19 protein-coding genes are annotated in these 23067 nt (G+C 60.4%); 4 read left to right on the forward strand and 15 right to left on the reverse strand.

Annotated elements, in window-relative coordinates:
- Nucleotides 1-605: 605 nt before the first annotated feature.
- The 5 genes from VWY75_RS13300 to VWY75_RS13320 form a co-directional block, all read right to left on the reverse strand.
- Complete coding sequence (locus VWY75_RS13300) at nt 606-1631, reverse strand: transporter substrate-binding domain-containing protein (protein WP_416538129.1); 1026 nt, start codon at nt 1629-1631, stop codon at nt 606-608.
- 11 nt (nt 1632-1642) lie between these two features.
- A complete protein-coding gene (locus VWY75_RS13305) occupies nt 1643-2722 on the reverse strand; it encodes a transporter substrate-binding domain-containing protein (protein WP_340547241.1) in 1080 nt (359 codons plus the stop codon).
- A gap of 148 nt (nt 2723-2870) precedes the next feature.
- Nucleotides 2871-3599 carry a hypothetical protein gene (locus VWY75_RS13310; RefSeq protein ID WP_416541643.1) on the reverse strand — a complete coding sequence of 243 codons (729 nt, stop codon included), beginning with the start codon at nt 3597-3599 and terminating at the stop codon, nt 2871-2873.
- Nucleotides 3600-4223: 624 nt separating this feature from the next.
- Nucleotides 4224-6641, reverse strand: a complete 2418-nt coding sequence (gyrB, locus tag VWY75_RS13315; protein ID WP_340547239.1) for a DNA topoisomerase (ATP-hydrolyzing) subunit B — start codon at nt 6639-6641, stop codon at nt 4224-4226.
- Nucleotides 6642-6726: 85 nt separating this feature from the next.
- Nucleotides 6727-7320, reverse strand: coding sequence for an NAD(P)H-dependent oxidoreductase (locus VWY75_RS13320; RefSeq protein ID WP_416538127.1), 594 nt, complete (start codon nt 7318-7320; stop codon nt 6727-6729).
- 101 nt (nt 7321-7421) lie between these two features.
- On the opposite strand from VWY75_RS13320, the gene VWY75_RS13325 reads away from it, so the two are divergent.
- A complete protein-coding gene (locus tag VWY75_RS13325) occupies nt 7422-8015 on the forward strand; it encodes a TetR/AcrR family transcriptional regulator (protein WP_340547237.1) in 594 nt (197 codons plus the stop codon).
- A 20-nt stretch (nt 8016-8035) separates the two neighbouring features.
- Here the strand turns inward: VWY75_RS13325 and VWY75_RS13330 are convergent, their stop codons facing one another.
- The 7 genes from VWY75_RS13330 to mutM all read right to left on the reverse strand — a co-directional run bounded on the left by VWY75_RS13330 (nt 8036) and on the right by mutM (nt 15530).
- Nucleotides 8036-8656: a LysE family translocator gene (locus VWY75_RS13330; protein WP_340547236.1), complete on the reverse strand. Its 621-nt coding sequence runs from the start codon at nt 8654-8656 to the stop codon at nt 8036-8038.
- Nucleotides 8653-9750, reverse strand: a complete 1098-nt coding sequence (recF, locus tag VWY75_RS13335) for a DNA replication/repair protein RecF (RefSeq protein ID WP_416538126.1) — start codon at nt 9748-9750, stop codon at nt 8653-8655. Before recF ends, VWY75_RS13330 begins: the two co-directional genes overlap by 4 nt.
- Nucleotides 9751-9847: 97 nt before the next feature.
- Nucleotides 9848-10969, reverse strand: a complete 1122-nt coding sequence (dnaN, locus tag VWY75_RS13340; protein ID WP_340547234.1) for a DNA polymerase III subunit beta — start codon at nt 10967-10969, stop codon at nt 9848-9850.
- A gap of 309 nt (nt 10970-11278) precedes the next feature.
- Nucleotides 11279-12700 carry a chromosomal replication initiator protein DnaA gene (dnaA, locus tag VWY75_RS13345; protein WP_340547233.1) on the reverse strand — a complete coding sequence of 474 codons (1422 nt, stop codon included), beginning with the start codon at nt 12698-12700 and terminating at the stop codon, nt 11279-11281.
- Nucleotides 12701-13292: 592 nt separating this feature from the next.
- A complete protein-coding gene (rpsT, locus tag VWY75_RS13350; protein WP_340547232.1) occupies nt 13293-13556 on the reverse strand; it encodes a 30S ribosomal protein S20 in 264 nt (87 codons plus the stop codon).
- Between the two features lie 281 nt (nt 13557-13837).
- A complete protein-coding gene (locus VWY75_RS13355) occupies nt 13838-14614 on the reverse strand; it encodes an enoyl-CoA hydratase (protein ID WP_340547231.1) in 777 nt (258 codons plus the stop codon).
- Nucleotides 14615-14678: 64 nt separating this feature from the next.
- A complete protein-coding gene (gene mutM / locus VWY75_RS13360) occupies nt 14679-15530 on the reverse strand; it encodes a bifunctional DNA-formamidopyrimidine glycosylase/DNA-(apurinic or apyrimidinic site) lyase (RefSeq protein WP_340547230.1) in 852 nt (283 codons plus the stop codon).
- Between the two features lie 105 nt (nt 15531-15635).
- Between mutM and ubiE the strand changes: the two genes are divergently transcribed.
- On the forward strand, nt 15636-16388 hold the full coding sequence (ubiE, locus tag VWY75_RS13365; protein WP_340547229.1) for a bifunctional demethylmenaquinone methyltransferase/2-methoxy-6-polyprenyl-1,4-benzoquinol methylase UbiE: 753 nt from the start codon (nt 15636-15638) through the stop codon (nt 16386-16388).
- A gap of 3 nt (nt 16389-16391) precedes the next feature.
- Nucleotides 16392-17930 carry a 2-polyprenylphenol 6-hydroxylase gene (gene ubiB, locus VWY75_RS13370; protein ID WP_340547228.1) on the forward strand — a complete coding sequence of 513 codons (1539 nt, stop codon included), beginning with the start codon at nt 16392-16394 and terminating at the stop codon, nt 17928-17930.
- 5 nt (nt 17931-17935) lie between these two features.
- Here ubiB and VWY75_RS13375 read toward each other — a convergent pair whose 3' ends face one another.
- Nucleotides 17936-19330, reverse strand: a complete 1395-nt coding sequence (locus VWY75_RS13375) for a lytic murein transglycosylase (RefSeq protein WP_416538125.1) — start codon at nt 19328-19330, stop codon at nt 17936-17938.
- A gap of 102 nt (nt 19331-19432) precedes the next feature.
- On the reverse strand, nt 19433-20167 hold the full coding sequence (locus VWY75_RS13380) for a helix-turn-helix transcriptional regulator (RefSeq protein ID WP_416538124.1): 735 nt from the start codon (nt 20165-20167) through the stop codon (nt 19433-19435).
- A gap of 86 nt (nt 20168-20253) precedes the next feature.
- Between VWY75_RS13380 and VWY75_RS13385 the strand changes: the two genes are divergently transcribed.
- Entirely contained in the window at nt 20254-20700 is a 447-nt protein-coding gene (locus tag VWY75_RS13385) for a DUF1801 domain-containing protein (protein ID WP_340547225.1), read from the forward strand.
- 24 nt (nt 20701-20724) lie between these two features.
- Here VWY75_RS13385 and rnr read toward each other — a convergent pair whose 3' ends face one another.
- The gene (gene rnr / locus VWY75_RS13390; RefSeq protein WP_416538123.1) at nt 20725-22995 is read right to left on the reverse strand and encodes a ribonuclease R; all 2271 of its coding nucleotides are present in this window, start codon (nt 22993-22995) and stop codon (nt 20725-20727) included.
- Nucleotides 22996-23067: the final 72 nt, after the last annotated feature.

Below are 23067 nucleotides of genomic sequence, written 5' to 3' on the forward strand. Positions count from 1 at the left end.
CGCTAAGAAAAACACGAAACTCAACATTTACAATGATTTACATGGAAACAAAGTCAGCAGACCTGACCCGAAATCCCGCAGAAAACCGCCAGACCACACCCACAGAAACCCCCATAAGCCACTTACCCACAGACTCACCAAACATATCCACACCCCAGAACACCCAAAACCCGTGAATCACACCTAACACCGTCAAACTCAGACGGTTTCAGGAGGACCCGAGGCAAAATCCAGAAGTAAGGGGTGATGCGCCGCTCGATGAGGGTACATGGCCGCGCGGGGTAAGTCCGCCGCGCAGATGAGGGTCGGACATATCGAGCCACCTGGATAGACATCCCCCTGCCTATCGGTGCCTGCCGCAGCCCGTTCGTCATATGTGTCTACTATATGTGTCAGATGTGTGAGCCACGCAGCCGGGTCGAAAGGCACAGTCCTTGCAGTCGAGCGGAACACGGACAGCGCAATATGCTGTCCCCTCAATATGCGCACGCCGCGCCCCCGGCAGGGGACGCGGCGCTTGGCCCAACGGAATTGGGAGCTCTTTCCAATTCGGGCGGGAGGCCTCTGCGAGGCGGCAGGCATAACCCGCCGACAGCATCCGCCGATTATTGCAGTTGAGCCCAGAACAGCTCGAGATGACGTGAAACGATTTCTTGGAAGCGGCCATCCGCCTTGAGCGCCTTCAGCCCCGCATTGATGCGGTACAGATGGGAGGTGCCACGCCAATGGCGTTTCGAGATCACCACATGCAGCCCTTCTTCTGACAGTGGACGCTCCAGCGGGATCACCTGATCGCGCAGCCCTTCGGCAATCAGCGTATTGGCCCCGAGGAACAGGTTCAGCGAGACGGCATCCACCTCGCGCGCCATCAGTTTGCGGAAACAGGCGCCAGGATCAGCCGCCTGCACAAGAGTGACCTGACCGCCGCTCAACCACTTGCGGTCGCTGCGTTCCAGATCATGAGTGTAGTAGCCCTCGGGGCGGCAGAGCCTCTTGCCAAGCATGTCGGCGTCGCTGTCGAAGGCAAAGGGTGCATCCGCCCGCACAAAGACCATGATCGGAATGGTCATCAGCGGTTCCGAAAAATGAAAGTTCACACACCGCTTGTCGTCAGGCGTCGCCGAACAATCCGGTTTCAGCCAGGGAAAACCCATGTCGAACTGCTTTTCATCCAGCATCGGGAACAGATGCTTTGACCAGTCCTGCTCCCAGGTGATGGAATAGGAGACCGGTGCCGGGGTCAGCTCCAGCGCCGCGTTCACCAGTTCGGTGACCATGCCCTGTCCGGGCAGCGCCTGATCGGTGAAAGGCGCAAAACCGCCACCGGTCAGAAGCTTCATTTCGGCATCATCCTTACGCAGAGGTGTGGCATCGGGTTCCGAGGCCTGCTGCGCGCAAGGGATATGCAGGGTCTTGCCCGGGATGACGCTGGGTCCTGCGAGCACATGCTGGTTGCTGTAATAAATCAGCGTCCAGCGGCTGCGGTCATTATAGTGGGTTTCGGCAATCGAGAAGAGCGTATCGCCGGGCTGAACCCGGTAATCGACGTTGCAGATGGCATGGGCCGCGCCGGGCGCAAGCCCTGTGGCCATCACCAATGCGACCGCCAGTGTTGAAAGATGTCTCAGCATGGCGCCCTCCCTCAGAAGCCGGCCCAGATCCTGGCCATGTGGTCTTCGATGATGGCCTGATACTGACCATTGCCGCGAATATTGCGCAGGCCTGTGTTGATCATCGACAGCATATCGTCAGCTTGCGGGTGGGTTTTGTGAACCACCACATGGATCCCCAGCACGGACAGGGGCAGCGGCAGCACATCGAACTGGTCCAGCAGGTCGTTTTCCTTCATCACGCTGCGCCCGGTGAATTCGTTGATCGCGACGGCGTCGGCCTCTCCCCGGGCGACCATCTCGAAGCAGTCGGCCACCTTATGCGGCTGCTTCAGAGTGATTTTCTTGTCTTCCATCCAGCGGCGACCATAGCCATCCAGATCGAAGGTCAGATAACCAGCCGGGCGGCACAGGGTCTTGCCCTCGATATCGGCGTCACTCTCAAAGGTGAAGGGGCGTGACTTATCCACGAACAGCAGCATCAGTGTTTCGAACATCGGGTCCGAGAACAGGAAGTTCACGCAGCGATAGCTCTCCGGCATGGTATCGCAATCCGGGCGGTACCAGGGAAAGCCGAGGTCCAGCAGCGCGTTCGACAGCAGTGGGTCGAAATGGGACGCCCAGTCATCCACCCAGTGGATCGCAAACCCCTGCGCAGGTGCCGCATCGGTCATCGCTGCATTCACCACCTCGGTGATCAACCCGCCGTTATGTGCCGTCTTGGAGGTAAAAGGCGCATAGTCGTCGCCGGTCAGCAGGTTGATCTTGCTGCGCACGGCGGCGGTACCGGGCTTCACCCTGACCGGCGCCGCGACGACGGGCTGTGCATCCGCCACCGCTTTGCCGCCGGGCAATCCGGTGGGCAGCCCGTTCAGGCAGGCCATGGTCAATTCCATCCCGACGCGGATCGCGTCTGGGCGCGGGCCGATGGCGTCGATATTGCGGCTATGGATTGCGCTCCACATGCCCACATCCTTGTAAAGCCGGTCGGCAATCAGCGACAGGCTATCGCCGGGGCGCACCTTATATGTGCCGCCGCAGGTTTCCGCCGCCACGGGTTTGGCCAGCAGGCCTGCGACGCAACACAGCGCCGCGATCAGGTGTTTTCTCATCTTGTCCCTCTTGGGTTTAACTGGGCGTCCCGCGCCACTGATGGGCGCCGCCTCTTTGTCTCGTGATTTGTGGAAAGCAGGCATCTCTGCAAAGCATCCGTTGCGGCCAATGCAGAAAACCGGGAATCGCGGGCGCCTTGCGCCGGTATTACTGGCCGACGAACAGCGCCAGGATGGTTGCCGTGTCAACGCGCCCATCGGCCCCTATCAAAGCTGCGGGGACCGTGATCGACTGGCTGCGATAGGCATCATTCACCATCTGGTCGATATAGGCGGGCGATTGGCCCTGCCCAACGGCACGCAGTACCATACTATAAAGGGCCGTGTGCGCCTGTGATGCGGCGGGAGCCGGGGCCGCCGGTTGTGCGGCAGCGGCGGTCTGGCTGCCACGGCGCAGCGCCGCCAATGTCCCGGCAGTCATCTGCGCAACCAACGCATCCTCGGCGCTGAGGGGGGCCGCCGTTTCAACAGCTGCTGTCAGCAGCTCTTCGGCGGCGGCACGTTCGGCAGATGTCGCGGTGGGATCAAGCCCGGCCAATGCCTGCGGTGTCAGCAGCTGGGCGACACGCGGCTTGGCAGCCGCAGGCTCTGCCACGTCATCAGATCCAAACTGCAACACGGCCAGGCCAACGGCAAAAAGCGCCAGAACAGCCGCAGCGGCGCCAAGTTTCGCAATCGGGGACATCCCGGTGCCAAGCCCTCTTACCTTTGGCTTTGCCGCATGGTTTCCGTGCGTGCCCGGTTTGGCGGTCGAGCTGGCAGCACCGCCTGATCGGGCCTGACCCGTGGCGACCGAAGACACTGCGGCAATATTTGCCGTGTTGCGGGTTTTTCCCGTCTGGGGCGAGCGAAGCGCACTGTTGCTAGAGGTAATCACACCATCAATCCTGACCGTGCGGGCAGACCGATCACCGGCCTCTGCGGCCTCGGAACTTGTTACACTGTCTTTCTTTAAGCTCAACATCGGCTCAAACTACCCCCGGCTGCTCCGAAAATCGCGGTCCAGCCGCGTTTTGTTAACCGATTCTTAACCTTCGAGCGATTCTGCGTCAACATTCTGCGGTAGAATGGTAAACTTCCACAGAACTTGCGATGAACCCGCCCATATAGAGAGTAAAGCGCATCGCTTCCGCTACATGCTGCCCCGAGCGATAGGCAGACCTCTGACCGCAGGAAAGGCGTCGGCGCGGAGGTGTTGCGATGATCGCAGCCTCTCAGATATGCAATCATAAGATGAACGTCCCTGCGGCTTGCGCCTGTCGAAAGCAAACCTGAATGGCTAGGTGCGAACTGCCTGCACTCAATATCCGCAACAATGACTCCTCGGTCAGGGTGGACCTGAGGGCGCAAAGGGCACTCCTGTCGGCGCTGAACCGCGCGGCCGGAGCATCCAGCCTGTCAACAGGAAGATGCCCCGCAGTGACCTGCGGGGCATCAAAGTCCGAAGAATGGAACGCGCGTCGAGGGTAAACCCGCCGCGCTATCGGATCTCTACATGCGATCAGAAATCCAGGTTTTCCACGCTGAGCGCGTTTTTCTGGATAAATTCGCGGCGAGGTTCCACGACGTCGCCCATCAGCTTGGTAAAGAGATCATCCGCTTCGACCATATCCTCAACCCGCACCTGCAACAGGGTGCGCGCGTCGGGGTCCAGCGTGGTTTCCCACAGCTGATCCGGGTTCATTTCTCCCAAGCCTTTGTAACGCTGTAGCGCCAGACCTTTTTCACCCTCATCGAGGATCGCCTTCAGCAGACCGAGCGGGCCGTGGATGGCCTGGCTGCGGTCACGCCGCACAAGCGTGGCAGTTGAGCCGTAGATCTCTTGCAGGCTGTTGGTAAAGCTCCCTGTTTTCCGTGCCTCACCAGAGCGCAGCATCGGACCGTCCAGTGTCCTGAGCTCTTCGACGCCGCGCAGGATACGCGACAGGCGAATACCGTTATCCTGAGTGATACGACCACGCCAGCCGCGTTCATATTCCAGCGCAATCAGGTCAAGACGCTGCGCAACCTTGTCGGCGACTCCCTGAAGATCGGCATCAACGGCGCCGGGTACAAAGGCACCGGCGACTGCCGCCTGCTCAAGGATATGGCGCGGATAATGCGTCGGGAAGGCATCCAGAACGCGCTTCAGCTGGCGCGCCTCATCAACCACACGGGCCAGATCCTGACCCACCAGCTCCTCGCCGCTGCCCAGTTTCAGAACCGCGCCGTCGACACCCTGATTGATCAGATATTCATCCAGCGCAGCCTGATCCTTGAGATAGACCTCGGATTTGCCGCGCGACACCTTATAGAGCGGCGGTTGGGCGATATAGAGATACCCGCCCTCGATCAGCTCGGGCATCTGACGATAGAAGAAGGTGAGCAGCAGCGTGCGAATGTGGGCGCCGTCAACGTCAGCATCCGTCATGATGACGATCTTGTGGTAACGCAGTTTCTCGATGTTGAATTCATCGCGCCCAATGCCGGTACCAAGCGCCATAACGAGGTTGCCGATTTCCTGACTGCCCAGCATCCGGTCAAACCGTGCGCGTTCGACGTTCAGAATCTTGCCGCGGAGGGGCAGAATTGCCTGTGTCATCCGGTCCCGGCCGGTCTGGGCGGAACCGCCGGCCGAGTCACCCTCGACCAGGAAGACTTCGCTTTTGGCGGGATCTTTCTCTGAGCAGTCCTTGAGCTTGCCTGCCAGATAATTGACATCCATCGCAGTCTTGCGGCGGGTCAGTTCACGGGCCTTTCGGGCAGCCTCCCGCGCGAGGGCGGCTTCGATGATCTTGCCGACGATCTGCTTGGCCTGATTTGGGTTTTCTTCGAACCATTCGGCAAGCTTCTCATTGACGAGGCTTTCAACCACGGGCCGCACTTCTGAGGAGACCAGCTTGTCCTTGGTCTGGCTGGAGAATTTCGGATCCGGCACCTTGACCGACAAGACGCAGGTCAGCCCTTCGCGGGCATCATCGCCGGTAAAGGAGACCTTTTCCTTCTTGGCGATGCCGGACGACTGCGCATAGTTGTTGATGGTCCGGGTCAAGGCGCCACGGAAACCCGCAACATGGGTTCCGCCATCGCGCTGTGGAATGTTGTTGGTAAACGGCAGCACGGTTTCGTGGTAGCTGTCGTTCCACCACATGGCGACCTCGACCCCGATATCATCCCGGTCACCGGTGATATAGATCGGCGCCTCCATAACAGGGGATTTTGACCGATCGAGATATTTGACGAATTCCTTGACGCCCCCCTCATAGAACAGCTCCACTTCCAGCCGTTCGGCCGGACGCTCGTCAATCAGGACGATCCGCACACCAGAGTTCAGGAAGGCCAGTTCGCGCAGGCGCTTTTCCAGCGTTTCAAAGGAGTATTCCAGGTTGGAGAAGGTATCTGTCGAGGCCAGAAAACGGACCTCGGTCCCGGTCTGATCCCCGCAGTCGCCGACCACCTTAAGATGTTCCGCGGTATCGCCCCGCTCAAACCGGGCGACATGTTCCTTGCCGTTACGCCAGATACGCAGTTCCAACCAATCGGAGAGCGCATTCACCACAGACACGCCCACACCGTGCAAGCCGCCAGACACCTTGTAGGAGTTGCTGTCAAACTTACCACCGGCATGTAGCTGCGTCATGATGACTTCAGCGGCTGAGACGCCTTCCTCGGCATGAATATCGACCGGGATACCGCGCCCGTTGTCGTGCACCGAAACACTGGAATCGGCGTGAATTTTCACAACCACCCGGTCCGCGTGACCGGCCAGGGCTTCATCGATGCCGTTGTCGACGACCTCATACACCATATGGTGCAACCCAGAGCCATCATCGGTGTCCCCGATATACATGCCGGGACGTTTGCGAACCGCCTCCAACCCTTTGAGAACCTTGATGGAATCCGCGCCATATTCTGCGGGGGCCTGCTCGTTTCCGGACATTCACATCTTCCTGTCTTTGCTTCAGGATTTTATACGAAGTCTGGCCGGGAATGTCACGCGCAAGCCCCTTTTTTTCTTGGTTGAATCAAGCCGCTCTGGCGCCCAGGGACGCAACCTTGCTCAGCCAGGAATTTACGGTCCCTTCAGAGGCGTCCGTGGCCGGGGCAAAGGAAGAGAACCGGGTCGGCTTGATGCCCACAAACCCAAGGATCTGACTGCTGATAATCCGCTTGATGGCATTGCCGTAGATCAGCCGCAGCCATAGAGCGGGCGTATCCGAAGTGAGCAGCACCCGCGCGGTTTTGCCGGTCAACATCGGTGCAGGTACGCCCATGAAGTTGACGTTTCGCGTGTCAAAGGCCCGCCCCGGCAATAGCGCCCGGTCAAAAACGCCCTTCAGCTTTGCCGGAACGGCCCCCCACCACATCGGGGTCGCCATCACAACGTGATCGGCCCATTCGAGATCGGTCAGAAATGCTGCCAGATCCGGCTCCAGAGGTTTCACATTCTGATACCCCGCCTGGCCATAGTCCATGTCGAAGCGCATCGCGGACACTTCGTGATACCGGACCGCGTGCCCCTCTCCCTCAGCTGCGGCCTGATAGGCTTGGCAGAGCGATTGCGACAGTGAGCTGGGCGCTGGGTGGCCATTGAGGATGATGATTTTTCGCGTGGACATGAGAACCTCTGAATCCTAAAACTGACTAAGGTCAATTTATTCAAAAACTGACCGTGGTCAATATATAAAATGACCACGGTCAAATTCTATGAAAGGTCGCCATGTCCCGCCCTCCGCAGCAACGTCGATTGGAAACCCGCGCCCGCCTGTTGGAGGTCGCCGACGCGCAGATCCTCACCGCTGGCTACAGCGGGCTGAGGGTCGAGGATGTCGTGGCTGAGGCCGGCGTTGCAAAGGGCACGCTGTTTTCGCATTTCGGCGACAAGAACGGTCTGCTCGCCGCATTGATCGGCCCGCGCATAATGGCCGTGCTCGACGAAACCGAAGCCCTCCCTACCCCCGACACTCTAGACGCGCTGATTGATCGTCTGTTGCCGGTGGTTCAGTTCGTGGCGCAGGATCGGGTGATTTTCGATCTGCTGCTGCGCTACTCAGGCACCACCGGCACCGAAACCGATGCGGTGATCACCCAGAGTTTCTTCCGCCAGATCTCTTTGTGGTCGGGATGGGTGGCAGAGCTGCAAGCCAGCGGCGCCCTGCGCCAGGATCAGCCCGCAAATGTCCTGGCCGAGGGGATGCAGGCGTTCCTCAACCATGTGCTCGCCCTGTCATTCTGTGCAGCGCATGATACGCCCAGCAGCTTCCGCGAGGATCTGCTGCTGTATCTCACACCCTGGCTGGCCCCACAGCAGTGAGCAACGCAGGGCGGAACTGATCAGACAAAGGGAATAAGACAGCCGACACCGATCAGCAGGCAGCCCGACACGATATTGATCCGGCGCAACGTCGGCGGGGATGTGATGTGCCAGCGCACCCGGTGCACCAGAGCGGCCACACATAGATTCCCCACCAATGGCACCAGGAACGACAGCACCACAATGGCAAGGATATCGAGCCATGTCACAGCGCGCAGGTCAAAGAACCCCGGCAGGACACCCATGTAGAACAGGATCGCCTTTGGGTTGCCCAGAATGACGGCGATGCCGGCGATAAATCCGGCCCAGAGCCCCGGACGGGTCAGGGCGCTGTCGCTTTCGATCCGGGCATCTGCATGTCGCAACAACATACCCCCCATAACCAGAAACATCGCGCTTGCGACCCAGCGCAGCAGCTCCATCAGCCCGGCAATCTCAGACACAATCCACGACACGCCCGCCACCGCAACCAGCGGCCACAGAATATCGCCGCAGGCCACGCCTAGGGCCAGCGGCCAGACCGCCTGGAACCCGCCCGACATGGCCCGTGCAATCACTGCCAGCCAAACCGGACCCGGCGTCAGGAACAGAACGAATAGCCCACCCGCATAAAGCATCAGATCCCAGACAGAGATGCTCATCCCGCCACCACCTCGGAGCCCATGGCGCCCTCCTCTACGGCAAGCATCTGCGCCTTCCCCTCAAATTCTTCAAACAATTCAGGGCCGGTGCCAGTCATCCAGGCCTGCGCCCCGAGCAGGACGATTTCCTGATAGAGCGCTGCGCGGCGTCCCACATCCAGATGCGCCGAAACCTCATCCAGCAGCAGAATAGGAGGCGCGCCGCCTTCCGCAATGAGCGCGCGTGCGTTGGCGAGGATCAGCGATACCAGCAACGCCTTCTGCTCGCCCGTCGAACATTCGCGCGCGGGCAGCGCCTTCGCCTCATAGGTGCCCAGCAGATCGGTGCGATGAGGTCCGAGCAAGGTCCGCCCCGCTGCCAGATCACGGAACCGCCCTTCCTCAAGCGCCTCGCGCAGATCCGACGCATTGTCCGGCAAACCGCCGTCGGACTGTATCAACTCCAGTTCCGCCGCAGGAAAAGCCGTCTCTGCAGCCTGTTGCGCCATACGTAGCCGATCGACCGCCGCGGTGCGCGCTGCATGTATGCGATGCCCGCTCTCAGCCATCTGTGTTTCCAGAACCCGGTACCAGGCGGGGTCGCGGATCTGTTCCTTCAGCAGGCGGTTGCGTTCACGCATCGCCTTTTCATAGAGCAGCGTCGCCTCGGCGTGGCCGGGATCAAAGCTGAGCACGATCCGGTCCAGAAACCGGCGGCGCCCTTCGGCGGCCTCGATCCACAACCGGTCCATCGCAGGAATCAGCCAGACCACCCGGCAGATCTGGCCGAGGTCAATCTGGCTGGCAGATTTGTTGTCGATCTTGACCTGTCGCGCCTTCCCGCCCTCGGACCAGGTCTCGACCTCATAGCTCCGGCGCGCAACGGTCAGCTGCCCTTTCAGCTTCCATCCCAGCTCCTCCGGCCGCCGCGCCATATCGGCGGCACTGGCCCGCCGCAGGCCCCGCCCCGGCGAAAACAGCGAGACAGCCTCAAGAATATTGGTCTTACCGGCACCATTGGCACCATGGATGGCAACCGGGCGCCCGTCCAAATGCAAATCCGCCCGCAGATGCGAGCGGAAGTGCGACAGTGTCAGCTCAGTCAGCGCCAGCATGGGGCGGGATCCGATGTCATCTTTCCAAAAATACTCAAATCGCCCGTTGCGGCGGGCGGCTCAGCCGCCAGGAGAGCAGGCCGTGCCATCGGCCACGTCAAACACGCATCGGCATCACGACATAAACGGCGCTTTCGTCGCTGCCTTCGCGCATCAGGGTCGGATCGCCGGAGGAGTTGAACATGAACACCGCATTTTCACGATCAACCTGATTGGCGATCTCCAGCAGGTATTTGGCGTTGAACCCGATTTCCAGCCGTTCATCGCGATAGGCCACGGCCAGTTCTTCCTCGGCAGCGCCGCTGTCCGGTGCATTGACGGACAGGATCAGCCGATCCTCATCCAGTTGCAGCTTCACCGCACGCGACCGCTCGGAGGAAACCGTGGCAACCCGGTCAACAGCGCGGGCAAATTCCGCCGCGTCCACTTCCAGACGGCGCGTATTGCCTGCCGGAATGACGCGTGTGTAATCGGGGAAAGTTCCGTCGATCACCTTTGATGTCAGGGTAATGCTGGGCGTGGCAAACCGGACCTTGGTCTCGGACACCGAAACCGCGATATCCATTTCGTCGTCATCCAGCAGCTTGCGCAGCTCGCCCACCGTCTTGCGCGGTACGATCACGCCGGGCATATCCTCTGCCCCCATCGGCAGATTGGCGTCGATACGCGCCAGGCGGTGGCCATCGGTAGCCACGCAGCGCAGCGCCTTGCCGCCTTCAACCCCATCCGCCACATGCATATAGACGCCGTTCAGATAATAGCGGGTTTCCTCGGTGGAGATGGCGAATTTCGACTTGTCGAACAGCCGACGCAACACTGCGGCGTTGGCCGTGAAATTGGAATGATATTCCGAAGAAGCCATGACCGGGAAATCTTCACGCGGCAGCGTCGCCAGCGAGAAATTTGATCGGCCTGCCTCAACCGTGAGACGGCCGCTTGCGGCATCGGCTGTGAGTGTGACCAGAGCGCCATCCGGTAGTTTGCGCACGATTTCATGCAGCGTGGTGGCGGCCACGGTGGTGGCGCCTGCCCGCTCGACCTGGGCCGGGGCCTTGTCGACCACCTCGATATCCAGATCGGTCGCACGGAACTGAACGATGTCCCCTTCCGCTTCAATCAGCACATTTGCCAGGATCGGAATGGTATTGCGACGCTCAACCACAGACTGGGCCTGAGCCACAGCTTTCAACAGGGTGCCGCGTTCGATGCTGATCTTCATGTCCCTAAGTCCTCTAACGTCTGGCCGGGAGAAGCAACGTAACGCTTTACCCCTTCGGCACAAGGCTTTTTATGGATTTGTCCAAGGGATTGCCCGCAGCGTCAAGGGCGGATGACCCCGGGCTCGATTTATCCCCGATAAACGTGGCGCTCTGGCATGGTTTGCCGGTTTCACCCGCCGCCGCGCGCGCCCAGCTGTCCTGACCCGGAGGGCAAAAGACCCCGGACGGGCCGGGGTCATTGTGGGACTATTGGGTTTACCGCCTGGGGCGATGATCAACGCGCGATCTGCCAGAACAACAGGAGTGCCTTACGCCTCCAGAGAGCGGCGCAGCATTTCGACATCTTCGGCGATCTGGCCGTCGATTGTCTTCAGCTCTTCGATGCGGCGCACACCGTGCATGACCGTGGTGTGATCGCGACCACCAAAGCGCCGACCGATTTCCGGCAGGCTGCGACTGGTCAGCTGCTTGCACAGATACATCGCCACCTGACGCGGGCGCGCATAGGAACGCAGACGCTTGGGGCCGATGATATCGGACATGCGGATGTTGTAATACTCGGAGACCTTGCGCTGGATCTCTTCGACCGTGATTTTGCGCTCGGAGGCGCGCAGAACATCGGCCAGACAATCCTGGGTGAGCTCCATGTCGATCTCGCGACCGACTAGGGAGGCAAAGGCGAAGAGACGTGTCAGCGCACCTTCGAGAACACGCACATTGGTCGAGATACGATGCGCCAGGAACTCCAGCACGCCGTCCGCGATGCGCAGATCCGGATAGGTCTGCATCTGCTGCGCCACTTTTGACTGCAGAATGCCCAGACGCAGCTCATAGTCGGTCGGATGCAGGTCAACGACCAGACCACATTGCAGACGCGACCGGACACGATCCTCAAGATCCTTGATCTCACCCGGGGCGCGGTCGGCGGAAATGATGATTTGCTTGTTCTGGTCAACCAGCGCGTTGAACGTGTGGAAGAATTCTTCCTGCGTGCTGTCCTTGCCGGCGATGAACTGGACGTCATCGACCATCAGCACGTCCACCGAGCGGAACAGATGTTTAAAGTCCATCATCTTGCGTTCGCGCAGGGCCTGCACGAAACGATACATGAACTGTTCTGCCGACAGATAGAGCACATTCAACTCTGGATTTCGCGCTGTCAGTTCCCATGCAATCGCGTGCATCAGGTGCGTTTTACCCAGACCAACACCACCATAAAGCACCAGCGGGTTGAACGTAACAGGACCGCCATCGGCGACGCGGCGAGCGGCGGCATGGGCCAGCTCGTTCGGCTTGCCGACGACAAAGCTGTCGAAGGTAAAGCGCGGATCCAAAGGCGCAGCCTGCAGCGTGTCGCCCTGATCCTTGGCAGCGTAACCTGTGGCAGCACGGGCGCGCGGCAGTTCGGTCAGCGCCTCGTCATCCAGGTCCAGCGGCAGATCATCGGCAGCGCCCTTGGTCGCAGTGGCAGCCGGTCGCGCCGTCGTATTGGCCGCAACCTTGAAAGCCAGGCGCTGGACCGGTTCACCCGACATATTCAGCTCATGCAGAATCAGGTCAGCAAAGTTCTGGCTGACGTAGTTGCCCATGAAGTTCGTCGGCACGTTGAAGATGGCAACGCCATTATCAACACGGGTAAACTCCAGAGGTTCGATCCAAGTTGTAAAGTTGTTTTGCCCCACGGTTTTCAACAAACGCTGTCTCAACCGTCCCCAGTTATCTTCCGTCATTCTGCGCCTCACGCGTCCCAATAGCATCGGCCCTTATTTGGCCTCTTGTTTCATCCCCAGTCTGGCCCAATCCCAGACGACGTTCACGCACAACGGATGTGTGTACTGACCCATAGTTTGGGCAGCACTGCCTTGCAGAAGGCAAAGTTCAGGATCGCGTCTAAATCAACCGGCAAGTCGCTTTGCAGCGGTCGAATGGTCGAACCAAATACATACACAATTGGAACAGGCCCGCCGTCTGGATAGATCCAGAAACACAGCAGGAGCGCGGTGCACGGTGTATCGAAATACCTGTGTACCAGCACAATCAGCCTCCTTGAGTCCCATCAAGGATACCGCGAGCAGCCTGTCCCCCCAGCGAGTGAATCGCTGTAACAGTGGTAGCAATTCGGGAGGGGTGGCAGCAACGAAACTATGATGTTGACTCAGGGATTGGGGACAAAGAATCCCCTGCGCCCGCAACCACCGCACCAGCTGTGACCAAAATGCAAAAGGCGCCGCTGAACGCGACGCCTTTGTGTTTTTTCCGGCTTGTCGAGGGGCAGCTGAACGCGGGTGCGATGGAATCAGCAGGCGCCTACGAAAGACCCGATTAGCCCAGCGCTTTGACGCGCGCTGTCAGGCGGGAGATTTTCCGCGCTGCTGTGTTCTTGTGGTAGACGCCTTTGGTCACGCCACGCATCAGCTCGGGCTGAGCTGCGCGCACGGCTGCGGCGGCTGCCTCTTTGTCGCCGGATGCGATAGCTTCTTCAGCTTTGCGAAGGAAGGTACGGATGCGCGAACGACGGGCTTTGTTGACAGCAAAGCGTTTCTCGTTCTGACGGGCGCGCTTTTTTGCCTGAGGCGAATTTGCCATGGTGTAGGACCTAACTTTGGTTTCGTGTTTTCAATAGGCGCAATGCCAGCCGAACCCGGTTCCGATCCACCGGTGTGATTCTAGCCAAGCGGGCTGCACGCGCATGTATGGCGGCGGGTAGTAGCGTCAAAACCGACGGAATGCAAGCCACCTCGTCCGCGCTGGTGAGTGGCTGTCGGAATATCCGCATCTGCACGGACACGCGCAGTCATTCTGCATAAGGTTAAGCAAGAAAAAGGCAGGCCCAGGGCCTGCCGTTTTCATTCATTCGATGCTGTCGGTCACTTGTCGCGGAACTGGGCTTCGCGTTTTTCAAGAAAGGCAGCCATGCCCTCTTTCTGATCTTCGGTGGCAAACATCGAGTGGAACACACGACGTTCGAACAGCAGGCCTTCGTTCAGCGGCAGCTCGTAGCTGCGGTTCACCGCTTCTTTCACGGCCATCGCCGTCAGCAGGGATTTCTCCGCAATCTTGTGGGCAGCGGCCGTCGCCTCATCCAGCAGTTTCTTGGCGGGCACCACGCGAGAGACAAGCCCGGCGCGCTCTGCCTCCTCGGCGGTCATGAAACGACCGGTCAGGTTCATATCCATGGATTTGGATTTGCCCACAAAACGAGTCAGGCGCTGGGTGCCACCAATGCCGGCGATCACGCCCAGATTGATCTCGGGCTGACCGAATTTGGCAGTATCTGCCGCAATGATGAAATCGCAGAGCATGGCCAGCTCACAGCCGCCGCCCAGTGCGTAGCCGGCCACAGCTGCGATGATCGGCTTGCGGATCGCGCTGATACGGTCGTTCACATCGGCAAACAGATTGTTCGAGAAAACCTCGGTAAAGCTCTGTTCCGACATCTCCTTGATATCGGCGCCCGCGGCAAAGGCCTTTTCCGACCCGGTCAGGATAATGCAGCGCACCTTGTCGCTGGCATCGGCCTCTTCCAGGGCGGTGCAAAGTTCACTCAAAAGCTCGGAGTTGAGCGCGTTCAACGCTTCGGGCCGGTTCAGTTTAATTTGGCAAACGTGGTCCTGCACTTCGACGTTGATCGTCTCATAGGCCATGGTATTCGCTTTCGATTGTTCCGTTCAGGGAAGAGTCATTATCACGCGACACCTCGCGATCAAGCTATCTTTGGCATTTGCCGCAGTAGAAGGATGATCGCCCGGACTGGACGAGCCGCGCAATGCTCCCGTCACATCCGGCGCGTCGGCAGGGCTCTCCCTCGCGGCCGTATACATCAAAGCTGTGCTGAAAATATCCAAGTTCTCCATCAGCTTGTCGGAAATCCTTGAGCGATGATCCGCCCGCTTTGATGGCGTCTGCCAGGACCTCCTTGATGATCGGGACCAGGGTGGCAACCCGCTGCGCGGCGATCTGCCCGGCCTTGCGCCGCGGCGATATTCCCGCGCGGAAAAGCGCCTCGCAGACATAGATATTGCCGAGACCCGCGATGATTCCCTGATCCAGCAGCGCCGATTTCACCGGCGTATTGCGCCCCCTGAAGGCAGAAATCAGATGATCCTCGTGAAAGGCATTGCCCAGCGGTTCCGGTCCCAGAACTGCCAGCAGCTTGTGCTCATCCGCCGTGGCCGTATCCAGCAGGTCCATGGCGCCAAACCGGCGCGGATCGTTAAAGGTGATGCGCGCCCCATTATCCATATCGAAAACCACATGATCATGTTTCTGCGCCTGCGGATGATCATGAACAAACTGTCCCAAGGGATCCCCAGATACCGTCATGCGGCCCGACATGCCCAGATGCACCAGCAATGTCTCGCCACTGTCGAGGTCGGCCAGGATGTATTTTGATCGCCGCCGAAGCGCATTGACGCGGCGGCCTGTCAGCCGTTCCGCCATACGCTCCGGGAAGGGCCAGCGCAGATCCGGACGATTTACAGTGGCCTTTTCGATCACCGCGCCCTCCATCGCGGGGGACAATCCGCGGCGCACCGTCTCGACCTCGGGCAATTCTGGCATTACATCCCTCCTGACACATTGCACCAACATGGGGCCGAAGGGCCACATTGTACCGCCCTTCCAGCGCCCTATAACTGGGGCGACACACAACAAACGGCAAGCCGCATGACCCAGAGATCTGAAGATACCACCCATTTCGGGTTCGAAACCGTGCCCGAGTCGGAGAAGGCAGGGCGCGTGCAGGGCGTGTTCAACTCGGTCGCCTCAAAATATGACGTTATGAACGATGTCATGAGCATGGGAATTCATCGTATCTGGAAAGATGCGATGATGGACTGGCTGTCGCCGCGCCCCGGCCAGCGACTGCTGGATGTTGCCGGCGGGACCGGTGACATTTCCTTCCGGTTTCTGAAGCGCGCAGGCTATGGCCACTCTACGGTGCTCGATCTGACAGCCCCGATGCTGGAAGAGGGACGCAAACGCGCTGAAGCCGCGCAGATGGCCGATAGCCTGGATTGGGTCACCGGCGATGCCATGGCGCTGCCGTTCAAGGACAATAGCTTTGATGTCTACACCATCTCCTTTGGCATTCGGAACGTCACCCGCCCTCAGGAAGCCCTGAATGAAGCCTACCGTGTCTTGAAGCCGGGAGGGCGCCTGATGGTGCTGGAGTTCAGCCAGCTGCCGAACCCGGCCATGCAAAAGGCCTATGACCTCTATTCCTTCAACGTGATTCCCCGCATGGGGCAGATGATCGCGAACGATTATGACAGCTACCAGTATCTGGTCGAATCGATCCGCAACTTCCCCGATCAGGAGACCTTTCTGTCGATGGTGCGCGCGGCTGGTTTTGCCAATGCCAAATACCGCAACCTGTCGTTGGGAATCGCTGCGCTGCACTCCGGCTGGAAGATCTGATCCATGCGTGGACCCCACAATATTATCCGCCTGATCCGCACAGGCGCCACTTTTGAGCGCACTGGCGCCATGAACGTGGTGCTTGATGCTTTCGAGGCGCCGAAACCGCTGCGTATTCTGGCCCGCACCCTTGGCTGGCCGTTCAAATGGCTCGGCTACAAGGGCGATCCCTCGATGCCGCCCGCCACCCGAGCGCTGACCGCGCTGGGGCCTGCCTACATTAAGTTCGGTCAGGTGCTATCGACCCGACCCGATGTGGTCGGTGACGATCTGGCGCTACAGCTGCGCGTTCTACAGGACAAGCTGCCGCCGTTTTCCCGAGCCGAAGCCATGGCACAGGTCGAACACGAGTTGGGCCAGCCGGTCGAGCATATCTATTCCGAATTCAGCGAACCGATTGCGGCTGCCTCCATCGCGCAGGTCCATCGCGCAAGGCTCGTCGAGAGCGGTCGCGAAGTGGCGGTGAAGGTTCTGCGCCCCGGCATCGAACGCGCCTTCCGCAAGGATGTGGACGCATTCTATTTTGCCGCACGGATCGCCGATTTGTTTGCGCCCGGCGCGCGGCGGCTCAAGCCGATGGATGTGATCAAGCATTTCGACGGCGTGGTGCAGGGTGAGCTGGACCTGCGACTGGAAAGCGCGGCAGCCTCGGAATTTGCCGCCAATACCAAGGATGACGACGGATTTCAGCTGCCGGAAATCCTGTGGAATCACTCGGCCCGCCGGGTCATGACACTGGGCTGGGCCGATGGGCTCCCACTTGGCGACAATGCCGCGCTGGATGCCGCTGGCCACGATCGCCGGGTGTTGGCGGAGCGCGTGCTTTCGCTGTTTCTACGCCATGCGTTGCGCGACGGCTATTTCCATGCCGACATGCACCAGGGCAACCTGAAGGTCGCCGCCAATGGCGATATCATCGCCTATGATTTTGGCATCATGGGGCACATCGACGAATACACCCGCCGCGTCTACGCCGAGATCCTCTTTGGCTTCATCAAGCGTGATTACAAGCGGGTGGCCGAGGTGCATTTCGAGGCCGGTTACGTACCGGCCGACCGCGATGTCGATGAATTTGCCCGTGCGTTGCGCGCCGTGGGCGAGCCGATTTTTGGCATGGATGCCACCCATATCTCAATGGGTCGCTTGCTCAACTACCTGTTTGAGGTGACCGAACGTTTTGGCATGGAGACCCGCACCGAGCTGATTCTGCTGCAACGCACCATGGTGGTGGTGGAAGGCGTGGCGCGGTCGCTGGATCCGCATATCAATATCTGGAATTCAGCGCGCCCCGTGGTTGAGGATTACATCAAAAAATCCATCGGCCCGCGCGCGGTGGTCGGCGATCTGATGAGCACCGCCAAGGTGATGGCGCGCTTCGGCCCCCGCCTGCCCGCACTGGTCGAACAGGCGCTGATCGCGCAGACCCATGAAAACGACGACCGAAGCCGACGCCGCCAAGGGGCGTCCGGCTGGGTTGTGCCCGGTCTTTGCGGATTGGGGCTGGGACTGGCCATTGCCTTTGCAACGGCTGCGCTCGGCTAGGGCCGTCAGCGCAGCCGATTCAATACCGTGAGCGAGGGGTGACCATCGGGTGTCAGACCCATCGCCAGTTGATAGGCGCGCAGGGCGGCGCGGGTTTTTGGCCCGATCCGCCCGTCCGCGCCGCCGGTGCCATATCCCGCCCCTGTCAGCCGCTGCTGGAGTTCGCGCCGCTCCTTGTAGGTCAGGGGGCGGCTGTCCTGCGGCCAGCTGGCCAGAATCGGACCACCGCCCCGCAGCCGGTCGCTCAGATGACCCACGCCGATAACATAGGCATCAGCTGCATTGTAACGTTCGATGGCCGCGAAATTTCGATAGACCATGAAGGCCGCGCCCTGCGCGCCTGCGGGCAGCAGTAGCGCTCCCTCGCCATGGTCGGGCAAGGGGCTGCCATCTGCACGGGTAACGCCGAGCCTGCGCCAGCTCTCTGCGGATTTGGTGATCTTGCGATCCGCCTGCGCATAGTCGAAACCGGCTGGCAGCCGGACCTCCAGCCCCCATGGCTGACCTTTTACCCAGCCAAACCGCTTGAGATAGGCAGCGGTTGAGGCCAGCGCGTCTGTGGGATCATCCGACCAGATATCGCGTTTGCCATCCCCGGTGAAATCCACCGCATAGGCCAGATAAGATGTCGGCATGAACTGCGTATGCCCCATGGCCCCTGCCCAGCTGCCCGTCATTGCACGCGGGGAGACATCGCCAGCCTGAAGAATCTTCAAGGCGGCGATCAGCTGGCTCTCAAAGAAGGCCCCGCGCCGCCCGTCAAAAGCCAATGTGGCGAGCGAACGGATGATTTCACGCTCCCCACGAAACCGGCCATAGTTGCTTTCCATGCCCCAAACAGCCGCAACGACTTCCTTGTCGACGCCATAGCGGGCCTCGATTCGTGCCAGCGTCTGCGCATGGTCGAGCAGCGCCGCCTTGCCGTTGTCGATCCGCGCCTCGGAAACCGCGCGCTCAAGGTAGGTCCAGATAGGAGTGACAAACTCTGACTGATTGCCATCCCGCTGCACAATATCCGGGTCAAAACTCACATCGGCAAACGCACGGTCCAAAGTGGCCTGCGACAGCCCCTCGGCCCGTGCCCGGGGATGAAAGGCCGTTATCCAGCCCTGAAAGGCGCGCTGCTTGGCGGCCGAAACGCTGGGCTGTTCCGCTGCCGTTGTCTGCTGTAGCGGGCGCGTCCGAGGCCGCAATCGCGGCTCCGTCATAGCCGAAACAGCCACCGGGCGGGCAATCGGTCGTAGGGAAACCTGCGGCGGCTGCGACGTCGCCCCCTCTACCACCTGTCGTCCGGTTGCAGCCGGCGGGCTGGATTGCGCGCCAACAGCGGTCATCATCAATGCCGCAACCATCGCCGTTTTCAGGAGTATCTGCCTTCGGGCGCCAAGATCGTATCGCATCTTACACCTCATTTTTTTCTGCTCGCTGCCAGTCTACCCGCATCGCAGGTTCCCACAAAGCGCCGCTGAAGGGATGTGCGGAGGTTTGCCGATCTGCCGGGATCAAGCCTCGGGCGGATCCGGGGCTGCGGTTTGGACTGGCCCGCAGGCGACACGGTCGGCCCGCATCTGGGCCAGCGCATCCCGCAGCATCGGGACGCGTTGCGGGCGAAAACTGATGTTTGTCGCCTCGAACCCGGCAATCCGATCCACCCGAAACACCCGCACATCATCGCGCAGCCCGCACCAGGCGATCAGCACCGTGGAGCGATCGAAATAGACCAGACCGAGCGGTTTCACCTGCCGCTTGGTGACGGCGCCTTTGGCATCGCAGTAGTCCAGCAGTACCTCGACCTCGTCCCATGTGGCACGGCGCAGATCCGCCAGCGCAATACCCGGCGGCTCCGGTCTCTGAAAGCGATAGGCTGACAGGACAGCATGGCGCAGCCTGTGGGCCTGCCGGTCCGGCAATCTGGCCTGCAACTTTCGCAAGGCCTCGGCGGCGGCATCCGCCAGTTCCGGATCGCCGATCTGCTGAACTTCGCGCAGTCCCAGAACCAGCGCTTCCAATTCAGTGTCGCGAAACCCCATGGGCGGCAATGCGTTGTCTTCGATCAGGGTGAAGCCATAGCCTGCCTCTCCGTCGATAATCGCCCCCATCTCGCGCAGGGTTGCGATGTCCCGGTGCACGCTGCGGGCCGAAATTCCCAGATCCTGCGCCAGTCCGGCGGCGGTATGAGGACCGGCACCCTGGCGCAGCAACTGCATAAGCTGAAAGAGACGATGAGATCGAGACATGTCTCATACTCTCTAACCCTAATGACAGTTTCTGTCATCACGCGCCGCTAAAACAGAGAGACCATTCATCAAGGAGCCAAACGGATATGATACGCCCCTTTGCCAGCGCCGAAGTCGCTGCCGTCTTTGATCAAGCCCCCCCGGACGCGCGCGAAGGCCTGTTGCGTCTGCGGGAGCTGATCTTTGAGGTTGCAGAGAATGCCCCGGAGGTCGGGGCGGTGGCCGAGACATTGAAATGGGGTCAGCCGTCATATGCGGCGGCGCGCTCCGGGCTTGGAACACCGCTGCGGCTGGGACCATCGAAGCACGCGCGATTCGCCCTGCTGGTTCACTGCCAGAGCAGAGTGATCGACAATTTTGCCAGTCGCTATCCAGCCTGGGACAAATTCGACGGGACCCGCGGCGTATTGTTCGACCGGGTCGAAGATGTGGAGCCATTGCGCCACGGCTGGTTGATCCGTCACGCGCTGACCTATCATGCCTCCACGACCGTAGCCGGTGAGACCCGGGTTGACCCGGACCGTTTCAACTAGAGCCTAACAAGGGGCGCGCCGCTGTCAGCTGCGGCGCTTTCTCTCCACCTTGCGCTTGATCTTGCTGCGCTTGGCCTTTGCTTTGGCGGATTTGCGTTTCACCGAGCGCCCGGCCGGGCTGCGGCGTCCGCTGCCGCCCCCCGCAGGCATCGGCTTGTCGTCGATAGACAGAAGTTCAAGCTCCAACCCACCGGTCACCGGGGTCGCCTGTGCCAATCGCACCTTCACCCGCTGGCCGATGGCGATGATCAACCCGGTATCGGAGCCCATCAAGGTTCCCGCCTCGGCATCAAAGTGAAAGAACTCCCGGCCGATGGACCGGACGGGCACCAGGCCATCAGCCCCGGTTTCGTCCAGTTTCACAAAAGCGCCAAAGCGCGCGATGCCGCTGATCCGGCCTTCGAATTCATTGCCGACCCGTTCGGCCAGATAGGCCGCCAGATAACGATCGGTGGTGTCCCGTTCCGCCATCATCGACCGCCGCTCAGTCTCGGAGATATGGGTGGCGATCTGCTCCAGCCGCTCAATTTCGGAGGTCGCCAAACCGTCGTCGCCCCAGCCATGGGCTGAAATCAGCGCCCGGTGCACGATAAGGTCGGCGTAGCGGCGGATCGGTGAGGTAAAATGCGCATAGTTGCGCAGGGCGAGACCGAAATGCCCAAAGTTCTCAGGCGCATAATAGGCCTGCTGCATGGAGCGCAGAGTCGAGATGTTGATCAACTCAGCGTCATCGGTGCCCGCAGCCCCATGCAGCAGTGCATTCAGATGACGGGTCTGCAACACCTGCCCTTTGGCCAGCGAAAGCCCGGCCGCGCGGGCGGTTTCGCGGAGCGCTTCCAGCTTCTCTGGTGCCGGCTCCTCATGCACGCGGAACAACAGCGGGGTGCGCTTCTTGATCAGGGTCTCGGCGGCCGCCACATTGGCAAGCACCATGAACTCCTCAATCAGCTTGTGCGCATCCAGCCGGTCGCGGAAATTAACCGAGACGACCGTGCCCTTCTCGTCCAGAACAATCTTGCGTTCGGGTAGGTCGAGATCAAGCGGCTGACGGTCTGCGCGCGCTTTGACCAAGGCTGCGTAGGCAGCATAAAGCGGCTTGATAACAGGCTCTAAGAAGGGGCCCGTGCGATCATTCGGCGTCCCATCCATGGCCTCCTGCACTTCCCCGTAGTGCAGCGATGCCGCAGACCGCATCAACCCGCGCACAAAGCGATGGCCGATCTTGTTTCCATGCGCATCAATCTGCATCCGAACGGCGATACAGGCGCGCGGCACCCCTTCGTGGAGGCTGCAGAGATCGCCGGACAGACGGTCAGGCAACATCGGCACGACACGATCCGGGAAATAGCTGGAATTGCCGCGTTTACGGGCCTCGCGATCCAGCATCGACTCGGGGCGCACATAGGCCGCGACATCGGCAATCGCGACCCAGATGACATGGCCACCGGGATTCTTCGGGTCGTCATCCGCATGGGCATAGCAGGCGTCGTCATGGTCCCGTGCATCCGCCGGGTCGATGGTGATCAACGGCAGATCGCGCAGATCCTCGCGCCCCTTCAGCCCCATGGGTTTGGCCGCATCGGCCTCCGCAATTACCTCATCGGGGAAATGGTCGGGGATGCCGTGCTGATGGATGGCGATCAACGAGACCGCCTTGGGCGCTGACGGATCACCAAGACGGTCGACAACGCGGGCCCGCGGCAGGCCAAGACGCGATTTCGGTCCGGCCTGCTCGGCTTCAACCAGTTCACCGTCGCGCGCACCATGGGTGGCGTTTTCCGCGACCGCCCATTCCGTCGATGCCGATTTGTCGATAGGCACGATACGACCGCCTTCATCACCCTTGCGGAAGATCCCGATGACCCGGCGCGGGTTCGTGCCAATACGGCGGATCAGCCGTGCCTCATAGTGATATTCGGCGTCCTGAACCAGGGTTAGACGTGCCAGGATCCGATCCCCCTCGCCCAGCGCAGGGTCGGACGCACGCGGCATCACCAGCACGATGGGTTCTACGCCTTCGCCGTGCCATTCCAGCGGACGCGCAAAAAGATCGCCATCGCTGTCCGGTGCCTTAACCTGAAGGACACTGACCGGCGGCAGGCGCTCCGGGTCGCGGTAGGTTTTCTTGCGCTTCTCCAGATGGCCTTCTGCCTCGAGCTCCTTGAGGATCCTTTTCAGGTCGATCCTGTCGGAGCCTTTGATGCCGAAAGCCTTGGCGATGTCGCGTTTAGAGTTATGGGTCGGATGGGCTGAGATCCACTCGAGGATTTCTGCCTTGGAAGGAATACGGGTCATAGGTCTGAGCTACCACGCCCGCTCTCCAAGGTCATCGTGAAAAGCGCGCGCCGGATGTCATTGTCCGACGCG

This window comes from Phaeobacter sp. JH20_08, assembly GCF_048056635.1.
Taxonomy (GTDB): domain Bacteria; phylum Pseudomonadota; class Alphaproteobacteria; order Rhodobacterales; family Rhodobacteraceae; genus Phaeobacter; species Phaeobacter bryozoorum.